Source organism: Pseudomonas sp. BS3767, from assembly GCF_900099665.1.
Taxonomy (GTDB): Bacteria; Pseudomonadota; Gammaproteobacteria; order Pseudomonadales; family Pseudomonadaceae; genus Aquipseudomonas; species Aquipseudomonas cerasi.
Genome location: NZ_FNCX01000001.1, coordinates 455,847 through 479,878, shown reverse-complemented (window position 1 = coordinate 479,878; position 24,032 = coordinate 455,847). Strand labels below are relative to the sequence as shown.

The window sequence follows — 24,032 nt, the reverse complement described above, 5'->3', positions numbered from 1 at the left end:
CGAATAACCTGCTGTTTATCATTTCAGAGGGGGTCGACGATCCCTGAGATCGGTGTCGCAACCAGTGTTTCGCACGATAAAAACGGAGGGGCTTCTAAACTCGAAGACAGAACGGGATCCGGGTGCAGGTATGATGGGCGCCGCAGCAATAAAGGGCTGCGGTCCTCTGACACACACGAAACTTCCCATTCGCCGTGCTTCCCACACGCCGCAAAAATTAGAGCATCCATGGGCGACTGTCTGTCGTGGGAAGCTGGGACAAGACTTGAGGGTGGCGGTCGGCGCAGCGATGTGCGAGCGCCTGGCTGAACAGACAGAGTGGGATGTTGCGAGGGGGGTACGAAGCCGTTACGCAGGACGTCAGGGTGAAAGGCAACCGCCCGACCGGTTGCCGATCGGGCGGGCAGTTACCGTCGCTTCAGATACGGCGTTTGCGGTTGAGTGTGGGTATTTTCGTCTGCGGCACCTCCAGCCGCTTGACCTTACCCACCGAGGCAGCCACCTGAATAAGCGTCGGATGACCGAACAGCACCTGGACGTCAGCTTCCAGGTCCGCCTGACGCATGCGCTCGATCAGGCTGACCGCCAACAATGAATGCCCGCCCAGTTCGAAGAAATGATCATGACGCCCGACCTTTTCGACATTGAGCAGCTCCGCCCAGAGCGCTGCCAGCCTGATCTCCACGTCACCCACCGGGGCTTCGTAGGCACGCGAGGTAAATGCACTGCTGTCCGGTGCCGGCAGGGCCTTGCGGTCGAGCTTGCCATTCGGCGTCAGCGGCCACGCATCAAGCGGCATGTAGGCGGCCGGCAGCATGTAGTCCGGCAGCAGCCCTTGCAGGTACGTGCGCAGATCGCTGCTTTCCGGTAACACTGTCGGGTCAGACGGTGTGAAATACGCGACCAGACGGGTTTCGCCGGGTACGTCCTCGCGGGCGACAACCACCGCTTCCTGCACCTGCGGGTGTTTGTTCAGGGACGTCTCGATCTCGCCCAGTTCGATACGGAAACCACGGATTTTCACCTGATCGTCGTTGCGCCCCAGGTATTCGATATTGCCATCCGGCAAGTAGCGACCCAGGTCGCCGGTGCGGTACATACGCGCGTCCGGTGAGAGGCTGAACGGATCCTTGAGGAAGCGTTCAGCGGTCAGATCATCACGGTTCAGATAGCCGCGGGCCACGCCGGCACCGCCGATGTAGATTTCACCCGGCATACCCCGCGGAACGAGCTGTTGCTGCTCGTCCAGCAGGTAGAACCGGGTGTTGCCCACCGGCCTGCCGATGTGCGGAGCGAAGCCATCTTCGCGGTCCATGGCCACCCAGCTTGAGTAGGTGGTGGTTTCGGACGGCCCATACAGGTTGCACAGGCGCTGCACGCCGGTTTTCTCGAACAGTGATTCCACCAGATTGCGTTTGAGTGCTTCGCCGGCGACATTGACGGTGTGGACCGACCCTGGCAAACCGTTGATTTCCAGCAGCGCTTTCAGCGCCGAGGGAACGGTGTTGATCAGGCCGATATCGTGATTGCCGTGTTGCAGTTCCAGGACGTTTTTGACCACGTTGATGCTGCCACCCGATGTCAGCGGCGCGAAGCACTCGTAGACCGCGAGGTCGAAGTTCAGCGAGGTGGAGAACAGCGTTTTTTCCAGCGCAGAGCCTTCGAACGCCACGTGTGCCCAAGTCAGGAAGTTCACGGTGTTGCGATGCTCGATCATCACGCCTTTTGGCATACCGGTGGAACCGGACGTGTAGATCAGGTACGCCAGATGTGCCGAGGTCAGCCCCGGCACCCGCGGATTCTGGACGGATTCGCCCTGCCAATCGCTCAGATCAAGATTGATCACAGGTACCGAAACGTCGGCCAGCAAGCCCTGAGTAGCAGTTTGAGCCAGAACGGCGGCAGGCGTGCTGTCCTCCAGCATGTAAGCAATCCGCTCTACCGGGTATGCTGGATCCAACGGAACGTAGCCGCCGCCCGCCTTGAGAATCGCCAGCAAACCGACGACCATTTCCACGCTGCGTTCTACGCAGATCCCTACGCGGGAATCGGGCTGCACACCCTGTTTGCGCAAGGCATGGGCCAGGCGGTTGGCCTGTTCGTTGAGCTCGCGATAGGTCAGGCGCTGTTGGCCATGCACCACGGCCACAGCCTGCGGCGTGCGCTCGACCTGTGCTTCGAACAGGCCATGGATGGTCTGCTCGTGCGGATAATCCAGCGCGGTAGCGTTGAGGCCGTAGACCAGTTGCTCACGCTCTGCTGCTGGCACAACCGACAAACCAGCCAAAGGCATCTCGCTGGACTGCTCCAGTGCGCTGACCACACCCTCCAGCGCTGTCTGCATATACGCGCAGACCTGTTGCGCATCGATACTGGAAATGGCTTGAACGGTGAGGCTGAAGCCCGCACCTTCATCGTTCACTGAAAGGGTCAGCGGATAGTTGGTGCGTTCTTCTCCGTGCAAATGTTCGATGCCCTGCCAGGCCTCGAAAGCCTGCTGATTGACCTCCACGTCGATATGCCGGTAGTTGAGCAAGGCGTTGAACAGTGGCGTTGACGCCGGTACACCACTGCAACGCTGAGCCAGCACCAGCGACGCGTGTTCATGGGCCAGCAGTTCGCTGAGTCGTGCGTGGGCAGCTTTCAGACCGCTGCGCACGCCCTGCTCGCCCAGCGTGACGCGCAGCGGCAAGGTGTTGATGAACATCCCCAGCGCCCGGTCAGAACCAACGCCGCCCTGCAGACGACCAAGCAACACGGTGCCGAACACCACATCCTCTTTGCCTGAGACAGCGCCCAGTACAAGGGCCCAGGCCAGGTGATACAGGCTGGCGGAACTGACCCCGAGTTGACGAGCCTGCGCCCGCAAGCGCTGGCTCAGGTCAATGTCGACCCGCTGGAATGCTTCCTCGATACCTTGCCCGTCGCCCTGCACGTCCTGCAGTCCGAACGGTAGCGTCGGCTCGTCGATGTCGCCGAGCATGTCGCGGAAAAACGCTTCGTGTTCCTCGCGGCTGACGCCGAGCCTGGCCTGAGCCACGTAATTGCGATAAGGCACGGAGGGCGTCAGCGACGCTTGCTGACCGAGCATGTGCGCTTCGATTTCGCTTCTGAGAATACGCAGCGACGTGGCGTCGTCCACCAGGTGATGGAACAGCAGCATGCCCATCCAGCGGTTATTTACCGCGTCTTGGGCATAGCCGATACGTAACATCGGCGCCTGACGGATGTCCAGACGCGTGTGACGCGGGTCCAGACGCTTTATCAGTTGCTCGGAAATATCACCGCAGGCCGGGTCCAGTACCAGCTCATCAAGGCCCAGCGGCGCCTCACGCCAGACCACCTGCACCGGTGCCTCGAGACGTTCCCAAAGCACGGCGGTGCGCAGGATATCGTGACGCGCGATCACGCCTTCCAGCGCGTGGGCGAAGCTGTGCAGGCGCTCGATACTGTCAAAGGAGAACAGTGCGTACTGCAAGTAGGGATCGCCTTCGACCGCAGCAATGTGGTGATACAGAATCCCCTCCTGCAGCGGCGCCAGGGCATAAATATCCTGCACGTTGGCCGCACCACCCGGTACGCAGGACACCACATGGTCGATATCCTCCTGGCGTAGTGACACCAGCGGCAGCATATCCGGGGTGATGCGCGAGCAGTCGGCAGGAATAAGATTAGCGGGTACTTCCACTGCACCTTTGCCACCCACCGCTGCCGCCAGGGCAGACAGGGTCGGCTGACTGAACAGCACGCGCACGTCAGCAACCAGATCGATCTGGCGCATGCGTTCGATCAGTTTCACGGCCAGCAGCGAGTGGCCGCCCAGCTCGAAGAAGTGGTCATGCCGGCCGACCTGCTCGAGTTGCAACAGGTCTTGCCAGATCCGCGCAATGGCCATCTCGGCGTCGCTTTCTGGCGCTTCGTAGCCCCGATTGGCCACTGAAGACCGGTCAGGCGCAGGCAAGGCCTTGCGGTCAAGCTTACCGTTGGCGGTCAGCGGCAGTGCATCGAGCTGCACGTAGGCAGCCGGCACCATGTACTGCGGCAATGTGCCTTGCAGATGCTCGCGCAGGTTTTCGATGTCCAGCAGCCTTTGCGCCTGCAGCGCCGTGACATAGGCCACCAGACGCTTGTCACCGGGCACATCCTCACGGCACAGCACCACGGCATCGCAGACTTCAGGATGCTCAGCCAGACGTGCTTCGATTTCACCCAGTTCGATACGGAAGCCGCGAATCTTCACCTGTTCGTCGTTGCGGCCCAGGTATTCCAGGCTGCCATCGGCCAGCCAGCGTCCCAGGTCGCCGGTGCGGTACAGGCGAGCACCCGGAGCGTTACTGAACGGGTTATCGAGAAAACGCTCGGCCGTCAGTGCTTCACGGTTCAGGTAGCCACGAGCAACACCGGCACCGCCCACGTACAGCTCGCCGATCACGCCTGCCGGCACTGGTTCGCCATGGGCGTCAAGCAGGTACAGTTGCAGGTCTGGAATACGCTTGCCGATCGGGCTGGCACCGACACGCTGGGCGTCTTCGGCCTTCAACGGGTAGTAGGTGACGTGCACGGTGGTTTCGGTAATCCCGTACATGTTCACCAGTTGCGTGCCGGTATTCACGTTGCGGGCGTACCACGGCTTGAGCATCGCCGTCTCCAGTGCTTCGCCGCCGAAAATCACTTGGCGCAGCGAATGTGCTTGCTCCTTCTCACCCTGGGCCGCAATCAGTTGGCGGAACGCACTCGGTGTCTGGCTAAGTACGGTTACACCGGCACTGCACAGCAGTTCGTGGAAGTCTTCAGGCGAGCGGCTGACCAGTTGTGGCACGATCAACAGACGTCCGCCATGCAGCAGCGCGCCCCAGATTTCCCAGACCGAGAAGTCGAAAGCGAATGAGTGGAACAGCGCCCAGACATCCTGTTCATTGAAACCGAACCAGTCCTGGGTGGCCGAGAACAGTCGTGCAACGTTGCGATGCTCGACCATCACACCCTTGGGCAGGCCGGTAGAACCGGAGGTGTAGATGACGTAGGCAAGGTCGCTGGGCTGCACCGATACCATTGGATTGCTGACGGACTCATCCAGCAGGTCTGCGTCGTCAAGATAGATCAGTGGCACATCGGAGTCCGACAAGGCTTGCTGCACCGATCGCTGACTCAACAGCGCCACCGGGGTACTGTCGCCGAGTACGTAGGACAGGCGCTCAAGCGGGTAAGCCGGATCCAGTGGCACGTAACCGGCGCCGGATTTGAGGATCCCCAGCAAGCCGATAATCATCGCCGGGCCACGTTCGACGCAGATCGCCACGCGATCGTCATTGCGTACACCCAAGGCCAGCAAACGGTGCGCGACCTGGTTGGCACGCGCATTGAGCTCGCTGTAGCTCAGGGTCTGCGCTTCGAACATCAGCGCGACGGCGTCTGGCTGTTCTGCGACGCGTGCTTCGAATTGCCGGTGGATCGGTGTCTCGTGTGCATAGCTCTTCTCAGGCCGGTTGCACTGCTCGAGCAACTGCGCACGTTCGTTGAACGGCAATATCGAAATAGCATGCAGCGGGGTTTGCGGCGCCTGTTCCAGCGCATCGACAAGACTGTTCAGGGTTTGTTGCATGTAGGCGCAGATCCGTGTCGCCTCAACCAGTGGCACGGTCTGAACAGTCAACTGGAAGCCTTCGCCCTGGTCATCGACGTTCAGCGTCAGAGGATAGTTGGTACGTTCTTCATCGCCCAGCGACTGCATGCCATCCCAGGCCATCAGTGCCTCATCGGTCACGGCAATGCTGCTGTGACGATAATTGAGCAAGGCGCTGAACAGCGGTGCCGGTGCGGCCACGCCACTGCAGCGCTGGGCCAGTGCCAGCGAGGCATGTTCATGACCGAGTAACCCGGTCAGGCGTCGATGCGTGGCCTTGACCCCGTCACGTACGTCCAGATTGCCCAGCTCTACCCGCAGCGGCAAGGTGTTGATAAACATTCCCAGCGCCCGGTCTGCGCCTTCGCCGCCCTGCATGCGGCCCATCAGTACGGTGCCGAACACTACGTCGTCACGCCCCGAGACCTGACTCAGCAGTCGCGCCCAGGCCAGGTGGACCAGGCTCGCGGCACTCACGCCCAGCTGCAGGGCCTGGCTCCGCACGCGACGGCTGAGGTCTGCGTCTACGGTCAGTCGGGCTTCTTCGATGTCGCGCCCGTCACCGTGTACCTGTTGCAAACCGAACGGCAGCGTCGGTTCGTCGACATTGCCCAGCATGTCGCGAAAGAACACCTCATGCTCTTCCTGGCTCACGCCCAGTCGGGCCTGAGCGACATAGTTGCGATACGGAACCGCCGCGCCCAGTTGCGCCTCCTGGCCCAGCAGGCTGGCCTGCATCTCGTAGCGCACCACGTCCATCGCGGTATGGTCCATGACCAGATGATGGAACTGCAGCAACGCCAGCCAGCGCTGGTTCGGTCCATCCCAGGCACACACCAGACGCATCATCGGCGCTTGACGAATGTCCAGACGATGGTGCCTGGCGTCGAAACGCTGGTGTAACTGTGCCGCCATGTCGCCCGCGTGTGGGTCGGCATCAAAGCTTTCGCGCATCAGCGGCGCCTGACGCCAGACCACTTGCATCGGTTCGTCCAGCCCCTCCCAGACCAATGCGGTGCGCAGCACGTCATGACGCTGGATCACGAACTGCAAGGCGCGGGCGAAATCGTCGACATGCTCCTGGCTGTCAAAGCTGAACAGCGATTGCAGCAAGTAGGGATCACCGCGTTCAGCGCTGAGGTGGTGATAGAGGATACCTTCCTGCAGCGGCGCCAGCGGGTAGATATCCTGCACGTTGGCAACGCCGCCGGGCACCGTGGCAACGATCCGGTCGATGGCGACCTGATCAAGACTTGCCAGCGGCAACATGTCCGGTGTAATCCGCTGACAGTCCGCGGCAATGCCATTGGCCGGGACGTGAATTTCACGGCCGCTGCCCACCGCCGCTGCCAGCGCTGCCAGGGTCGGCTGGCTGAACAGCACGCGCACGTCGGCACTCAGACCGACCTGGCGCATGCGTTCGATCAGCATCACCGCCAGCAACGAATGACCGCCCAGTTCGAAAAAGTGATCATGACGACCGACCTGTTCGACCGTCAGTACGTCTGCCCAGATCGACGCCAGCAGGGTCTCGACCTCGCCTTGAGGGGCTTCATAACCGCGGCTGATCAGCGATTGCGCATCCGGCGCTGGTAGCGCCTTGCGGTCGAGCTTGCCGTTGGCGGTCAGCGGCAGTGCGTCCAGCTGCACGTAGGCCGCAGGCACCATGTAGTCCGGCAATGTGCCTTGCAGATGACTGCGCAGGTGTTCAATGTCGAGCACGGTTTCAAGCTGTTGCGCTATGACATAAGCCACCAGGCGCTTGTCGCCCGGCACATCCTGACGACACAGCACCACAGCCTCGCGAACCTCGGGATGTTCGGCCAGGCGCGCTTCGATTTCACCCAGTTCAACGCGGAAACCACGGATTTTTATCTGGTCGTCATTGCGACCCAGGTATTCCAGGTTGCCGTCGGCACGCCAGCGAACCAGGTCGCCAGTGCGGTACATCAGTGCGTTTTCCGACGCACTGAACGGATCGACGACAAATTGCGTGGCGCTCAAGTCATCTCGATTCAAATAGCCTTTGGCAACACCCTGCCCGCCGATATACAGCTCGCCGGGCACACCTACTGCCACGGGTTCGCGCAGCGCATCGAGCACGTAAGCCTGACTGTTGCCGACAGGTCGACCGATAGGGATACCACCACTGCCCACTGAAGTGATCTCGTAGGTCGCGGAAAAGGTCGTCGCCTCGGTCGGGCCATAGCCGTTGAGCAGATGTTGTGGAGGATTGTTCGCCAACACCCGGCCAATAACGGCAGGGTCCAGCACATCGCCGCCGACGATCAGGTAGCGCAGACGTGAAAACGCTTCGCCCAGACCCGAAGCGTATTGATGGAACAACCCGGCGGTCATCCACAGCACGGTTACCGATTGCTCCAGCAGCAGACGCTGGAAATTCAGTGGAGACAGCAAGTCGTTCTGCTCGATCACCACCACACAGCCGCCGTTGAGCAACGGTGCCCAGACGTCCAGCGTACTGGCATCAAACGCAGGGTTAGAGGCAAACGCCACGCGATCCTGAGCATTGAAGTCGGCGTAACCGTTGTTGATCACCAGGCGGCTGATGGCGCGATGCGGCACCAGCACACCTTTAGGAACACCCGTCGAGCCAGAGGTGTACATGATGTAGGCGACGCTCTCGCTGGACTGCGGCAATGCCAGATCAGTGTCTTTCAGGTCGTCCAGGGTCAAACCGTCGAGATCAATACGCTGTGCACCACTCGTCAGCGATACGTGGCTATGAGTCAGCAGGACACGTGCACGACTGTCTTCAATCATGAATGCCTGACGTTCGACCGGTGCATGGGTGTCCAGCGGCACGTACACCGCCGCGCATTTGAGCACCGCCAGCTGACTGGCGAGCAGGTCGAGGCTGCGCTCCAGCAAAATCGCCACACTGTCGCCCGGCTGTACGCCGAGACCCAGTAGATACCGCGCCAGACGATTGGCACGGGTGTTGAGTTCGGCGTAGCTCACGGAGACGCCGTCGTGAATCGCCGCGCAAGTTTCGGGGAGTGCCCGTACCTGATCTTCGAACAGGCCGTGCACGGTCTGCTGTTGCGGGTAATCCCGCGCGGTCTTGTTGAATTCGACCAGTAACTGCTGGCGTTCGACAGCCGGCAGGATCGCAATACTGCTCAGCGGTGCCTCGGGGTCCTGCTCCAGCGCCATAAGGATATGCTCCAGCGCCGTCTGCATATACGAGCAGACCCGTTGTGCATCGATACTGGCAATGGCTTGCACGGTAAGGCTGAAGCCCTCCCCCTCATCATTCACTGAAAGGGCCAGCGGATAGTTGGTACGCTCTTCACTGTGCAGGCTTTCGATGCCCTGCCAGGTGTCGAAAGACTCTTGGTTGACCTGCGCGTCGATATGCCGGTAGTTGAGCAAGGCGCTGAACAGTGGCGTTGACGCGGGCACACCACTGCAGCGTTGAGCCAGTACCAGCGACGCGTGTTCATGGGCCAGCAGCATGCTGAGTCGCGCATGAGTGGCTTTCAGACCGCTGCGCACGCCCTGCTCGCCCAGCGTGACGCGCAGCGGCAAGGTATTGATGAACATCCCCAGCGCCCGGTCAGAGCCGGCACCGCCTTGCAGGCGACCGAGCAACACGGTGCCGAAGACCACATCGCCTTTGCCCGAAACGGCAGCCAGTACACGGGCCCAGGCCAGGTGATACAGGCTGGCAGAACTGACCCCGAGTTGGCGGGCCTGCACGCGCAAACGCTGGCTCAGGCCGATGTCGACCCGCTGGCATGCTTCCTCGATACCGCGCCCGTCGCCCTGCACGTCCTGCACGCCGAAGGGTAGCGTTGGCTCGTCGATATCACCGAGCATGTCGCGGAAAAATACCTCGTGCTCTTCACGACTGACACCGAGCATGGCCTGAGCTACGTAATTGCGATAGGGCACGGACGGCGGCAGCGAGGCTTGCTGACCGAGCATGTGCGCTTCGATTTCGCTTCTGAGAATACGCAGCGACGTGGCGTCGTCCACCAGGTGATGGAATAGCAACATGCCCAGCCAGCGGTTGTTCACCTCATCGTGTGCATAACCGATGCGCAGCATCGGTGCCTGACGGATGTCCAGACGCGTGTGGCGCGGGTCGAGACGCTTGAGCAGTTGTTCGGCGATGTCGCCATCGGCCGGCTCCAGTATGTGCTCATCCAGGCCCAGAGTCGCTTCACGCCAGACCACCTGCACCGGGGCGTCGAGACGTTCCCAAAACACCGCAGTGCGCAGGATATCGTGCCGCGCGATCACGCCTTGCAGTGCCTGGGCGAAGTTGTGCAGAAGTTCTCGGCTGTCGAAGGCAAACAGTGCGTGTTGCAGGTACGGGTCGCCTTCGGCCGCAGCAAGGTGGTGATACAAAATCCCCTCCTGCAACGGCGCCAAGGCATAGATATCCTGCACGTTGGACAGACCGCCGGGCACGCTGGACACCACGCGATCGATATCGTCCTGGGTGAGTGACACCAGCGGCAGCATATCCGGGGTGATGCGCGAGCAGTCGGCGGGAATAAGGTTGGCGGGTGCCTCGACTTGCCCTTTGCCGCCCACCGCTGCCGCCAGGGCAGACAGGGTCGGCTGGCTGAACAGCACGCGCACATCGGCAACCAGATCGATCTGGCGCATGCGCTCGATCAGTTTCACCGCCAGCAGCGAGTGGCCGCCCAGTTCGAAGAAGTGGTCATGCCGGCCGACCTGCTCCAGCTGGAGCAGGTCTTGCCAGATCCGCGCAATGGCCATTTCGGTGTCGCCTTCTGGCGCTTCATAGCCCCGACTGGCCAACGCCGAACGGTCGGGTGCTGGCAGCGCCTTGCGGTCGAGCTTGCCGTTGGCAGTCAACGGCAGCGTATCGAGTTGCACGTAGGCCGCCGGCACCATGTACTGCGGCAACGTGCCTTGCAGATGCTCGCGCAGGCTTTCGATGTCCAGCAGGTCGCCCGACTGCTGCGTCGTGAGATAGGCCACCAGACGCTTGTCGCCCGGTTCGTCTTCACGCACCACAACCACAGCGTCACGTACGCCTTGGCAAGCGCTCAATCGAGCTTCGATCTCGCCCAGCTCGATACGGAAACCGCGAATTTTCACCTGTTCATCGTTACGGCCCAGATACTCGAGGCTGCCATTGGCCAGCCAGCGCCCCAGGTCGCCGGTACGGTACAGGCGCGCACCCGGAGCACTACTGAACGGGGTATCGAGAAAACGCTCGGCCGTCAGTGCTTCGCGATTCAGGTAGCCACGCGCAACGCCGGCGCCGCCCACATACAGCTCGCCGATCACCCCTACTGGCACCGGTTCGCGATGAGCATCGAGGACATACAGCTGCACATCGGGAATGTGCTCGCCGATCGGGCTGGCGCCCATACGCTTTGCATCTTCGGCCTGCAACGGATAGTAGGTCACATGCACGGTGGTTTCGGTGATGCCGTACATATTCACCAGTTGCGTGCCGGTATTCACGTTGCGGGCGTACCACGGCTTGAGCATGGCCGTTTCCAGTGCTTCGCCGCCGAAAATCACCTGACGCAATGAGTGTGCGCGCTCGCTCTTGCCCTGGGCCGCAATCAGCTGGCGGAAGGCACTCGGTGTCTGGTTGAGTACCGTGACTCCGGCACTGCACAGCAGGTCATAGCAGTCTTCAGGTGAACGGCTGATCAGTTGCGGCACGATCAGCAGGCGCCCACCGTGCAGCAGCGCGCCCCAGATTTCCCAGACCGAGAAGTCGAAGGCGAATGAGTGGAACAGTGCTCCAACATCCTGTTCATTGAAACCGAACCAGTCCTGAGTGGCCGAGAACAGCCGTGCGACGTTGCGATGCTCGACCATCACTCCCTTTGGCAGGCCAGTGGAACCGGAGGTGTAGATGACGTAGGCAAGGTCGGCGGGCTTGACCGGTACTTGCAGATTGCGGACGGATTCGTCCTGCAGGTCGGCATCGTCAAGGTAGATCAGCGGCACTTCGCAGACCGGCAAGGCCTGTTGTACTGATCGCTGGCTCAACAATGCCACTGGGGTACTGTCGCCGAGTACGTAGGACAGGCGCTCAAGCGGGTAAGCCGGATCCAGTGGCACGTAACCGGCGCCGGATTTGAGGATCCCCAGCAAGCCGATAATCATCGCCGGGCCACGTTCGACGCAGATCGCCACGCGATCGTCAGGCCGTACACCCAGGGCCAGCAAACGGTGCGCGACCTGGTTGGCACGCGCATTGAGCTCGCCGTAGCTCAGGGTCTGTGCTTCGAACATCAGCGCGACGGCATCTGGTCGTTCTGCGGCGCGGGCTTCGAATTGCCGGTGGATCGGTGTTTCATGTGCATAGGTTTTGCCGGAAGGGTTCCAGTGTTCGAGCAACTGGGTACGTTCGCTGAGCGGCAATATCGATATGCTGTGCAGCGGTGTCTGCGGCGCCTGTTCCAGCGCCTCGACCAGCCCCGCTACGGCCAACTGCAGATAGTCACAAAGGCGCTGCGCGCCAATGCTCGCCGCCACCAGCGAAGTGAACTGGAAGCCTTCACCCGTATCGTCGACATTGACGGTCAGCGGGTAGTTGGTGCGTTCTTCTTCGTCCAGTCGCAAAGACTGCATGCCATCCCAGGCCGCCATTGCCTCATCGGTCACGGCAACGCTACTGTGACGATAATTGAGCAAGGCGCTGAACAGCGGTGTCGGTGCGACCACGCCACTGCAGCGCTGGGCCAGTGCCAGCGAGGCATGTTCATGGCCGAGTAACCCGGTCAAGCGCCGATGCGTGGCCTTGACCCCGTCACGTACGCCCTCACCGCCCAGGTCCACCCGCAGCGGCAAGGTATTGATGAACATGCCAAGGGCCCGTTCGGCACCCTCGCCGCTCTGCATGCGGCCCATCAGGACGGTGCCGAATACCACTTGATCACGTCCGCTGAGGCGGCCCAGCATCTGTGCGAATGCCAGATGGAGCAGGCTTGCAGCACTGACCCCAAGCTGCCGCGTCTGCACTCTAAGGCGTTGGCTCAAAGCGTTATCCAGCGTCAGACGAGCCTGATCGATAGCGTTGCCGTCGCCTTGCACGTCGTGCAGGCCGAACGGCAGCGTCGGCTCGTCGATGTCGCCGAGCATGTCCTGGAAGAACAGCTCATGATCCTGCTCGTTCACGCCCTGTCGGGCCTGAGCGACATAGTTTCGGTAAGGAATTGAGTCACCAAGTCGATCGGCCTGACCGAGCAGGCAGACCTGCATTTCATAGCGCACCTGATCCAGCGCAGTGTGGTCAAGGATCATGTGGTGAAACATCAGCGTCGCCACCCAACGCTGGTTGACGGTGTCCAAGGCACACACCACTCGCATCAAGGGTGCCCGACGGATGTCCATGCGTATCTGGCGCGGGTCCAGGCGCTCTTGCAGCTGACGGGATATATCACCGAAGCGAGGGTTGAGCTGAATTTCCTCGACGCTGAGTTCGACCTGACGCCAGACCACTTGCAACGGCTCATCAAGACTTTCCCAGTGCATGGACGTGCGCAGGATGTCATGGCGGTTGATGACCGTTTGCAGGGCCTGGGCGAAGGTATCCAGATGAGCGCGGCTCTGGAACGCGAACTGGCTCTGCAGTACGTAAGGATCGCCCTGCTCTGCGGCGATATGATGATAGAGAATGCCTTCCTGTAACGGCGCCAGCGGGTAAATATCCTGCACGTTCGCTGCGCCGCCGGGCACACAGGCCACCACCAGGTCGATCTGCTCTTGGGTCAGTTTGATCAGCGGCAAGAGGTCTGGGGTGATGCGTTGGCAACCTGGGGTAATCAGGTTGGTCGCTACGGTGACTTCATCACTGCCGGGTTCATCGCCGCCGCCCACGGCACTGGCCAGTGCGGCAAGGGTCGGTTGGCTGAACAGCGCTTTTACATCAGTACTCAGACCGATGTGACGCATGCGCCCGATCAGGCTGACTGCCAGCAGCGAATGACCACCGAGTTCGAAGAAGTTGTCGTGACGACCGACCTGCTCGACGCCCAGTAATTCTTGCCAGATGACCGCGATCTGCGTTTCGATTTCGCCCTGAGGGGCCTCGTAGCCACGGCTGATCAGCGAGTCACTGTCGGGTGCTGGCAGCGCCTTGCGGTCGAGCTTGCCGTTCGGAGTCAGCGGCATTGCGTCAAGACGTACGTAGGCCACAGGGATCATGTAGGCCGGGAGTTGTTCCTGCAGCCAGCCGCGCAAGCTGTCGATGCTCGGTTCCGTTTGCGCGGACTGGACGCTGTAATAAGCCACCAGACGCTTGTCGCCGGGAACATCTTCGCGAGCGGTGACCACCGCTTCATGGACGGCCGGGTGTCTGGCCAGACGCGCATCGATCTCACCGAGCTCGATACGGAAGCCACGGATCTTCACCTGATCATCGTTACGGCCCAGGTATTCGATATTGCCGTCTGGCAAGTAACGGCCAAGGTCACCGGTACGGTACATGCGTGCCGCTGGGTTTTGGCTGAACGGATCCTTGAGGAAGCGTTCGGCAGTGAGGTCGTCACGGTTCAGGTAGCCACGAGCCACACCGGCACCGCCGATGTAGATTTCACCCGCAACACCCAGTGGCACGGGCTGTAGCTGTTCGTCCAGCAGGTAAAACTGCGTATTACCGACCGGTTTGCCGATGTGCGCAGCGAAACCGTCTTTGCGATCCATCGCCACCCAACTGGAGTAGGTGGTGGTTTCCGAAGGGCCATAGAGGTTGCAAAGGCGCTGCACGCTGGTCTTCTCGAACAGCGACTCAACCAGACTGCGCTTGAGCGCTTCACCCGCCACGTTCACGGTATGGACCGACGTTGGCAGCCCGTCGACTTCCAGCAAGGCCTTCAGCGCCGAAGGTACGGTGTTGATCAGGCCGATATCGTGCTCGCCGTGTTGCAGTTCCAGCACGTTTTTGACGACTTCGATACTGCCGCCCGAGGTCAGTGGCGCAAAGCACTCGTAGACGGCGAGGTCGAAGTTCAGCGAGGTGGAGAACAGCGTTTTTTCCAGTGCAGAGCCGCCGAAAGCGTTATGCGCCCAGCTCAGGAAGTTGACGGTGTTGCGGTGTTCGATCATTACGCCTTTCGGCAAACCGGTCGAACCCGAGGTGTAGATCAGGTACGCCAGATGCGCTGAGGTCAGCGCAGGCACCTGCGGATTCTGGACGGATTGTTCCTGCCAATCGCTCAGATCAAGATTGATCACAGGCACCGAAACGTCGGCCAGCAAGCCCTGAGTAGCGGTTTGAGCCAGCACGGCTGCCGGAGCACTGTCCTGCAGCATGTAGGCAATACGTTCTGCCGGGTAAGCCGGATCGAGCGGCACATAGCCGCCGCCCGCCTTGAGAATCGCCAGCAAACCGATGACCATTTCCGCGCCGCGTTCTACACAGATTCCGACGCGAGAATCAGGCTGAACGCCCTGCTTGCGCAAGGCATGGGCCAGGCGGTTGGCCTGCTCGTTAAGCTCGCGATAGGTCAAGCGTTGTTCGCCATGGACGACTGCCAGCGCTTCCGGTGTGCGCTCGGCTTGCGCTTCAAACAGGCCATGGATGGTCTGCTGCTGCGGATAATCCAGCGAGGTGTTATTGAAATCCACCAGCAACTGCTCACGCTCGTCGGCCGGTAGGATCAGCAAGCTGTTCAACGGCGCCTGCGGCGTCTGCTCCAGTGCATGCACCAGGCTTTCCAGCGCCGTCTGCATATACCCGCAAACCCGCTGGGCACCGATACCGGCAACAGCCTGAACATTAAGGCTGAATCCTTCGCCAAGATCGTCGAGGGATAAAATCAACGGGTAGTTGGTGCGTTCTTCACCGCCCCTCACCTCGATCCCTTCCCAGAGTTGATCGGCCTGATCGGTGACTTCCTGATCGCTCGCCGCTCCGGCTGAACTGTGGCGGTAGTTGAGCAATGCGCTGAACAGTGGCGTCGGTGCCGATACACCGCTGCAACGCTGGGCCAACGCCAGCGAGGCGTGTTCGTGGCCGAGCAACGCTGTCAAACGTGCATGGGTCGCCTTGACCCCGGCGCGTACATCCTGCTCACCCACGTCCACCCGTAGCGGCAAGGTATTGATAAACATCCCCAAGGCCCGGCCAACCCCCTCGCCACCGCGCATGCGACCCAGCAGCACCGTGCCGAACACGACATTGTTACGCCCGCATAGACGTCCGAGCACCCGTGCCCAGGCAAGGTGATGCAGGCTCGCCGCGCTCACCCCTTGCAGTCGCGCCTGAGCCCGCAAGCGCTGGCTCAGTTCGGCAGGCACGGGTTGATGCGCCTCTTCGATGCCATGGCCGTCGCCGCGCACATCCTGCAGGCCGAACGGCAACGTGGGTTCATCGACGTCGCCGAGCATCTCGCGGAAAAACCCTTCGTGCTGCTTGTTCGTGACGCCGAGCCGGGCCTGGGCCACGTAGTTGCGATACGGCACCGGTTCGCCCAGTGTGTGGGCCTGACCGTACAGATACGCATGGATTTCATGATGGACCTGGTCCAGCGCCGCATGGTCGATGGCGATGTGGTGAAACAGCAGCATCGCCACCCAGCACTGGTTGACCTCGTCGTGGGTGAAGGCCAGCCGCAGCAAGGGTGCCTGGCTGATATCGAGGCGGTAATGCCTTGGGTCGAAGCGTTGTTGCAATTGCTCGCTGGCGGGGCCGGCGGCAGGGTCAATGGTGATTTCGCTGAGCACCAGATCAGCCTTGCGCCACACCACTTGCACTGGCTCGTCCAGGCCTTCCCACACCACGCTGGTGCGCAGGATGTCGTGGCGGTTGATGACCTGCTGCAAGGCCGCGGTGAACTCGTCGAAACGTTCCCGGCTGGCAATCGTAAACTGTGCCTGCAGTACGTAAGGATCACCCTGTTCAGCGGCGATATGGTGATAAAGAATGCCTTCCTGCAACGACGCCAGCGGGTAGATATCCTGCACATTGGGCACGCCGCCAGGGACGCGGGCAACGATTGTTTCGATGGCTGCCTGGTCGAGTTCGATCAACGGCAACATGTCCGGGGTAATGCGCTCGCAGCCCGGCACAATCGCCTGGGCAGGAACGTCCACTTCATCGGCCTTGCCGCTGTAATACTCGCCGGCATTGATCAGTTCGATCAATGCCGCTTTGTTCTCGCGCAACATCGCCACCACAGAGGGTTCCATGAGGGACTGTCGCTTGCCGCTGACGAGCAGTTGGTCGCCCTTGACGGCAAGCTGCACGTCTTTCTCTTCCAGTAATGCCAACAGTTCAATCATGCTCACAGAACAATCTCCATTCTTTCCGTTGTAGCTGCGTATTCCGAGAGTGTCGGGTGCTTGAACAGCGACTTGACTTCAGCCTCCAGGCCTTCCTGACGCATGCGTTCCATCAGGCTGACAGCGAGCAGAGAGTGGCCGCCCAGCTCGAAAAAGTGGTCATGCCGTCCAACCTGCGTGACACCCAGCAAGTCTTGCCAGATACCGGCGATCAGTATTTCTCGCTCACCTTGCGGGGCTTCATAGCCACGGCTGATCAATGCCCCCTCGCCCGGCGCGGGTAGCGCCTTGCGGTCGAGTTTGCCGTTGGGCGTGAGAGGCAATGCGTCGAGACGCACGTAAGCCACCGGGACCATGTAGGCCGGCAACTGCCCCAGCAGCCAGCCGCGCAAGCTGTCGATGTCCGGCGCAGTTTGCGCGGATTCGACCGTGTAATACGCCACCAGGCGTTTGTCGCCGGGGACGTCTTCGCGTGCAGTGACCACCGCATCCTGGACTGCTGGATGCCTGGCCAGGCATGCGTCGATCTCGCCCAGTTCGATACGGAAGCCACGAACTTTCACCTGATCGTCGTTGCGGCCCAGGTATTCGATATTGCCGTCTGACAGGTAGAGACCGAGATCGCCGGTGCGGTACATGCGTGCCGCTGGCTGCGGGCTGAACGGATCCGCGAGGAAGCGTTCGGCAGTCAGGTCGTCACGGTTCAGGTAGCCACGGGCCACGCCCGCGCCGCCAATGTAGATTTCACCCGCTACACCCAGTGGAACGGGTTGTTGCTGTTGGTCCAGCAAGTAAAACTGTGTATTGCCAACCGGCTTGCCGATGTGTGCAGCGAAGCCGTGTTCGCGATCCATCGCCACCCAGCTTGAGTAGGTGGTGGTTTCCGACGGGCCATAGAGGTTGCACAGGCGCTGGACGCTGCTCTTTTCGAACAGGTTTTCCACCAGGCTGCGCTTGAGCGCTTCACCGGCGACGTTGACGGTATGCACCGACTCTGGCAGCGCGTTGATTTCCAGCAGCGCCTTCAGCGCCGACGGCACGGTGTTGATCAGGCCGATATCGTGTTCGCCGTGTTGCAGTTGCAGAACGTTGCTGACCACCTCGATTCGCCCCCCTGAGGTGAGCGGCGCGAAGCACTCGTAGACGGCGAGGTCGAAGTTCAGCGAGGTGGAGAACAGTGTTTTTTCCAGTGCAGTGCCGTCGAAAGCCGTGTGAGCCCAGCTCAGGAAGTTCACAGTGTTGCGGTGTTCGATCATCACGCCTTTCGGCAAGCCGGTAGAGCCCGAGGTGTAGATCAGGTAAGCCAAATGGGCCGAGGTCAGCCCCGCCACCTGTGGATTCCGCACCGATTCTTCTTGCCAGTTGTTCTGATCAAGATTGATCACCGGTACCGAAACGTCGCTCAGTAACGCTTCTGTCGCCGACTGTGCCAACACGGCAGCAGGCGTGCTGTCCTGCAGCATGTAAGCAATACGCTCTGCTGGATAAGCCGGGTCCAGTGGCACGTAACCACCGCCCGCCTTAAGGATCGCCAGCAAACCGACGACCATTTCCGCGCTACGTTCAACACAGATCCCGACCCGCGAATCAGGCTGAACGCCCTGTTTAAGCAGCGCATGCGCCAGGCGGTTGGCCTGCTCGTTGAGCTCGCGATACGTCAGGCGCTGTTCGCCATGGACGACTGCCGGCGCTTCAGGTGTGCGCTCGACCTGTGCTTCGAACAGCCCATGAATGGTCTGTTCGTGCGGGCAATCCAGCGCCGTGTCGTTGAACCCCACCAGCAACTGCTTGCGCTCGGCAGCCGGCAGAATCGGCAGGCTCTCGAGGGCAGTATCCGGCGACTGCTCCAGCGCAACCAGCAGATTGTCCAACGCGGTCTGCATATAGCCGCAGACTCGCCCGGCGCCAACCTTGCCGGTCACCAGCACTGACAACCTGAAACCGTCGCCTTGATCATCGACGTTCAAGGTCAGCGGGTAGTTGGTGCGTTCCTCGCCTCTCTGTACGTCGATGCCGCGCCAGGCCTCGATCGACTCAGCAGAGGGTTCGCCCACGCTGCTGTGGCGGTAGTTGAGCAGCGCGCTGAATAGTGGCAGCGGTGCCGCCACGCCGCTGCAACGCTGCGCCAGCACCAACGGCGCGTGTTCATGGCCGAGCAGCGCGGTGAGTTGAGCATGGGTCGCCCGGACCCCGGCCTGCGCACCCTGCCCGGCCAGATCGACGCGCAGCGGCAACGTATTGATGAACATGCCCAACGCCCTTTCGGCGCCTTCACCACTCTGCATGCGGCCTATCAGCACGGTGCCGAATACCACAGATTGCCTGCCCGATACCTGGCTCAATACCTGAGCCCAAGCCAGATGGACCAGACTCGCGGCGCTTACCCCCAGCTGCCGGGCCTGGGCGCGCAGGCGCAGGTTCAATTGACGGTCCAGTGTCAGACTGCTCTCTTCAATGTCGCGGCCATCGCCCTGCACATCCAGCAGGCCGAATGGCAGCGTCGGTTCGTCGATATCACCGAGCTGTTCGCGGAAGAACGCTTCATGGTCTTCGCGGCTCACACCGAGGCGAGCCTGGGCCACATAGTTGCGATACGGAATGGCGACCTCGAGTTGGTCAGCCTGGCCCAGCAGGTGTGCCTGCATGTCGTGGAGCACAACCTCCAGCGCCGTATGGTCGAGGACCATGTGATGGAACAGCAGAATCGCCGCCCACCGCTGGTTGGGCTGATCTTCGGCAAAAACCAGCCGTAGCAGCGGTGCCTGGCTCATGTCCAATCGCGAATGGCGAGGGTCGAAGCGCTGTTGCAGCTGCGCCATGATCGGCCCTTCAAGCGGGTCGAGTTCGACCTGCTCCACAGGCAGACGGGCCTGACGACAGACCACCTGCACCGGTGTTTCCAGGCCCTGCCACTGCACCGCAGTGCGCAGGATGTCGTGGCGATCAACCACACTTTGCAAGGCGCCGACAAAGGCGTTCATGCGCGCACGGTCAGCAATCTCAAACACCGATTGCAGGACGTACGGGTCGCCTGCGTCTGCCGCCAGGTGGTGATAGAGAATCCCCTCCTGCAACGGCGCCAACGGGTAGATGTCCTGCACATTCGCCACGCCGCCAGGCACGCTGGTGACAATAAGGTCGATGGCGGCCTGATCGAGATCGGCCAGCGGCAGCATCTCCGGCGTGATGCGCGTGCAATTGTCCGGGATAGCATTTTCCGGGACTGTTATTTCATTTCCGCCACCCACCGCCGCAGCCAGTGCGGCCAGCGTCGGCTGTGTGAACAGGGTGCGAATATCGGCATCGAGCCCCTGGCGCCGCATCTGTGCGATCAGATTGACAGCCAGCAGCGAGTGACCGCCGAGTTCAAAGAAGTGGTCATGACGCCCCACCCGCTCGACGTGCAGCAGTGAACTCCAGATCTCGGCCACAGCCGTTTCCACCACCCCTTGAGGTGCTTCGTATTCGCGATCAGGAAGCGCTTCGCGATCCGGCAATGGCAAGGCCTTGCGGTCGACCTTGCCATTGGCGGTCAGCGGCCAGGCGTCCAGACGTATGAAGGCGCTGGGCACCATGTAGCCCGGCAGCACTGCCAGCAAGGCAGCGCGCAGTTCGGACACCGGCATCGACAGCGAACCGGCGCGTTCGATGAAATACGCCGCCAGCCTTGGCTGGCCCGGCTCGTCCTCACGGGCCAGCACCAGCGCTTCTTCGATACCCGGCAATTGGCTGAGCTGAGCTTCGATCTCGCCCAGTTCAACGCGTAAGCCGCGGATTTTCACCTGATCATCGTTACGCCCCAGGTAGTCGAGAGTGCCATCGGCATTCCAGCGTGCCAGGTCACCGGTGCGATACATCCGTGCATCTGTGTGGAACGGATCACGCAAAAAGCGCTCGGCAGTCATCTCCGGCCGATTCAGATAGCCCCGCGCCACGCCTTCCCCGGCGACGTACAGCTCGCCCGCCACGCCCAGCGGCACCAGTTGCTGATGCTCGTCGAGCAGGTACACACGGGTGTTGGCAATCGGTGTGCCGATGTCGAGGCTGCCGTCGGGCAGCAAGCGCCCCGATGTGGCAACCACCGTGGCCTCGGTCGGGCCGTAGTTGTTGATGACGGCAAAACCCGGATCGCGCTGGAACTGGCGCAGGCGGTCGCCACCGATCAACAGCGTGCGCAAGGTGGGGTGAGACAAATTGCGGCTGAAGGCGTACTCGGCGACCGGTGTTGGCAGGAAGGCCACCTGCAGCGGTTGAGCGATCCACCAATCAAGCAGCGCATCGATGTGTTCATTGCTCACCTCCGCAGGCGGAAGGTGCAGGGTTGCCCCGGCACACAGCGCCGGCCAGACTTCCCAGGCCATGGCGTCGAAGCCGAAGCCAGCGACGCTGGCGGTATGGCTGCCAGCTTGGAGATCGAAGGTCTGGCAATGCCAGGCGATCAGGTTGCCGAGGGTGCGGTGCTCGACCATCACGCCCTTTGGCTGGCCTGTGGAACCGGAGGTGTAGATCACGTAAGCCAGATGCGTGGCGTCGAGCCCGGCCACCTGCGGGTTTTCCAAGCGTTGCGGCCATTCAGGCCGGTCGAAGGCGATGACCGGTGCAGCCGTTTCCGGCACACGGCTCATCAGGGCCTGCTGGGTCAGCACTACTTTGGGTGCGCTGTCGGTCAGCAGATAGGCAATGCGCTCGTCAGGGTGCGACGGATCAACCGGGACGTAGCCGGCGCCGGCCTTGAGCACGGCGAGCATGGCCACCAGCGTGTCCAGACCACGACGGGCCATGACCGCCACGCGATCATCGATACCTACGCCGAGACTGATCAGGTGATGGGCCAGTGCGTTGGCGCGATGGTTCAACTCGCCGTAGTGCAGGCGATGCTCCCCCACCTGGGCTGCCACACCTTCAGGTGTGCTGGCCGCCCGGGCTTCGATCATGGCGTGCACGGTCTGCTCGTCATTAACCTGCGCCAGCGCCGTCGTGTTGAGCGTTTCCAGCAGGTAACGGCGTTCCTCTTTGCCGACCAGCGTGATGCGATCAAGGTGCGTCTGCTCATCGGTCGCCAGGGTTTCGAGGACTTGCACGAAATAGCCGAGATACCGTTGCGCGGTCGCTTCGTCGAACAGCGCCGTGGCGTAGTCCAGCGTACCGAGCAGCGTTTCACCCTGCTCGCTCAGGTTCAGCGAAAGGTCGAACTTGGACACCTGATTGACTTGCTCGATCGGCACCACTCGCAGGTCGCCCAGCGACGCGGCGGCGTGTTTGCCGGGCATCCAGTTCAGCGTGTTCTGGAACAACGGGGGATGGGCCAGGCTGCGCGTCGGACGAACCACTTCAACGACCTGCTCGAACGGCAGGTCCTGATGCTCCTGTGCTTCCAGTACGCGCGTCTTGACCTGAGCCAGCAGCGCTTCGCCGCTCGGATTGCCCGAGGTGTCGATGCGTACCGCCAGGGTGTTGACGAACAGGCCGACCAGGTCTTCCAGTTCGCTACGGCCTCGCCCTGCCACCGGGCTGCCAATCACCACTTCGCCCTGACCGGAAAGACGTGTAAGTGTCGTCGCCCAGGCGGTCATCAGCGCCATGTACAACGTAACGCCCTGGCGTTGCGCCAGTTGACGCAGATCTGCCGTCAGACGTGCGTTCAGTTGCACCGCAAGGCTGGCTCCGGCGAAGTCCTGCTGCGCCGGACGCGGCCGGTCAGTTGGCAACGTGAGCAGCGTCGGCGCGCCCTCCAGTGCCTGACGCCAGTAGGCCGCCTGGTGCTGCAGACGCTCGCCCGATAGCCAGCGACGTTGCCATACTGCGTAATCGGTGTACTGGATCGCCAGCGGCGGCAGTGGGTCGGGCTGTCCCTGACAGAACGCCGGGTACAGCGCCAGCAGCTCCTGGCTCAGCACACCCATCGACCAGCCATCGGCGACGATATGGTGCACAGTCAGCAGCAGCACATGACGGTCGTCGGCCACATGCAGCAGATGAGCGCGAATCAGTGGGCCGTCAGCCAGATTGAACGGTGCGACCGCCTCGACCCGAATAGCCTCTTGCAGGCGATGGGGCACATGGCGAATGTCTTCGACAGACAGTGTGGCGTCTGCGCAGGTAGGCGCGAACAGCACCTGCGCAGCGCCTTCGCGGCTCACGAATCGGCTACGCAAGGTTTCATGGCGTTCGACGATGCGTGCCAAGGCTCGCGTCAGGGCGGTGACGTCGAGAGTACCCTCAAGGCTCAGCGCCATCGGGATGTTATAGGCTTGGTTACCGCCGTCCATCTGTGCCAGGAACCACAACCGTTGCTGGGCGAAGGACAATGGCATTGGCTGATCACGCTTCACCGGCAGGATCGCTGTCAGCTCACTGCGCGCCACGCCACCCAGCGCTGCGGCCACCGCTGCCAGTTCACCGCGGGCGAACAGCTCGCCCAGCGGCAATTCCACGCCCAGTTGCAGGCGCACTTGAGACACCATGCGCATGGCCAGCAGGGAGTGCCCGCCGAGATCAAAGAAGTTGTCGTTACGGCCAATCCGCTCGACCTGCAGCACCTCGGCCCAGATCTCGGCCAGCGCCACTTCGACTTCGCCTTGCGGTGCTTCGTAACCACGACTGATCAGCGATTGCGCATCCGGCACTGGCAGGGCCTTGCGGTCGAGCTTGCCATTGGCGGTCAGCGGCAGCGCATCGAGCTGCACGTAGGCCGCGGGCACCATGTACTCCGGCAATGTGCCTTGCAGGTGGCTGCGCAGAGACTCAATGTCGAGCACGGTTTCAGGCTGTCGCGCCGTGACATAGGCCACCAGACGCTTGTCACCAGGCACATCCTGACGGCATAGCACCACGGTCTCGCTTACATCGGCGTGTTCGGCCAGGCGCACTTCGATCTCACCCAGTTCAACACGGAAACCGCGGATTTTCACTTGATCGTCATTGCGACCCAGGTATTCCAGGTTGCCGTCGGCACGCCAGCGCACCAGATCGCCGGTGCGGTACATCAGTGCATGTTCAGAAGGGCTGAACGGGTCGACGACAAACTGCGTGGCGCTCAATTCGGCACGATTCAAATAGCCCTTGGCAACGCCCTGCCCGCCGATATACAGCTCGCCGGGCACGCCCAACGGCACCGGTTGGCCTTGGCCATCGAGCACATACAGGCGGCTATTACCCA

Annotated in this window: 2 protein-coding genes (1 of these 2 only partly in view); both read right to left on the bottom strand. The window is 61.6% G+C overall.

Annotated elements, in window-relative coordinates; translation table 11 throughout:
• Positions 1–418: 418 nt before the first annotated feature.
• On the bottom strand, positions 419–16,879 hold the full coding sequence (gene sypB / locus BLR16_RS01660; protein ID WP_092194060.1) for a syringopeptin non-ribosomal peptide synthetase SypB: 16,461 nt from the start codon (positions 16,877–16,879) through the stop codon (positions 419–421).
• Positions 16,876–24,032 carry the final stretch of a syringopeptin non-ribosomal peptide synthetase SypA gene (gene sypA, locus BLR16_RS01655; protein WP_074807769.1) on the bottom strand. Its footprint extends 18,550 nt past the window's final position, so 7,157 of the gene's 25,707 nt are visible here — the last part of the coding sequence; the start codon falls outside the window, past its right edge; it ends in the stop codon at positions 16,876–16,878. The genes sypB and sypA overlap by 4 nt, the downstream gene beginning before the upstream one ends.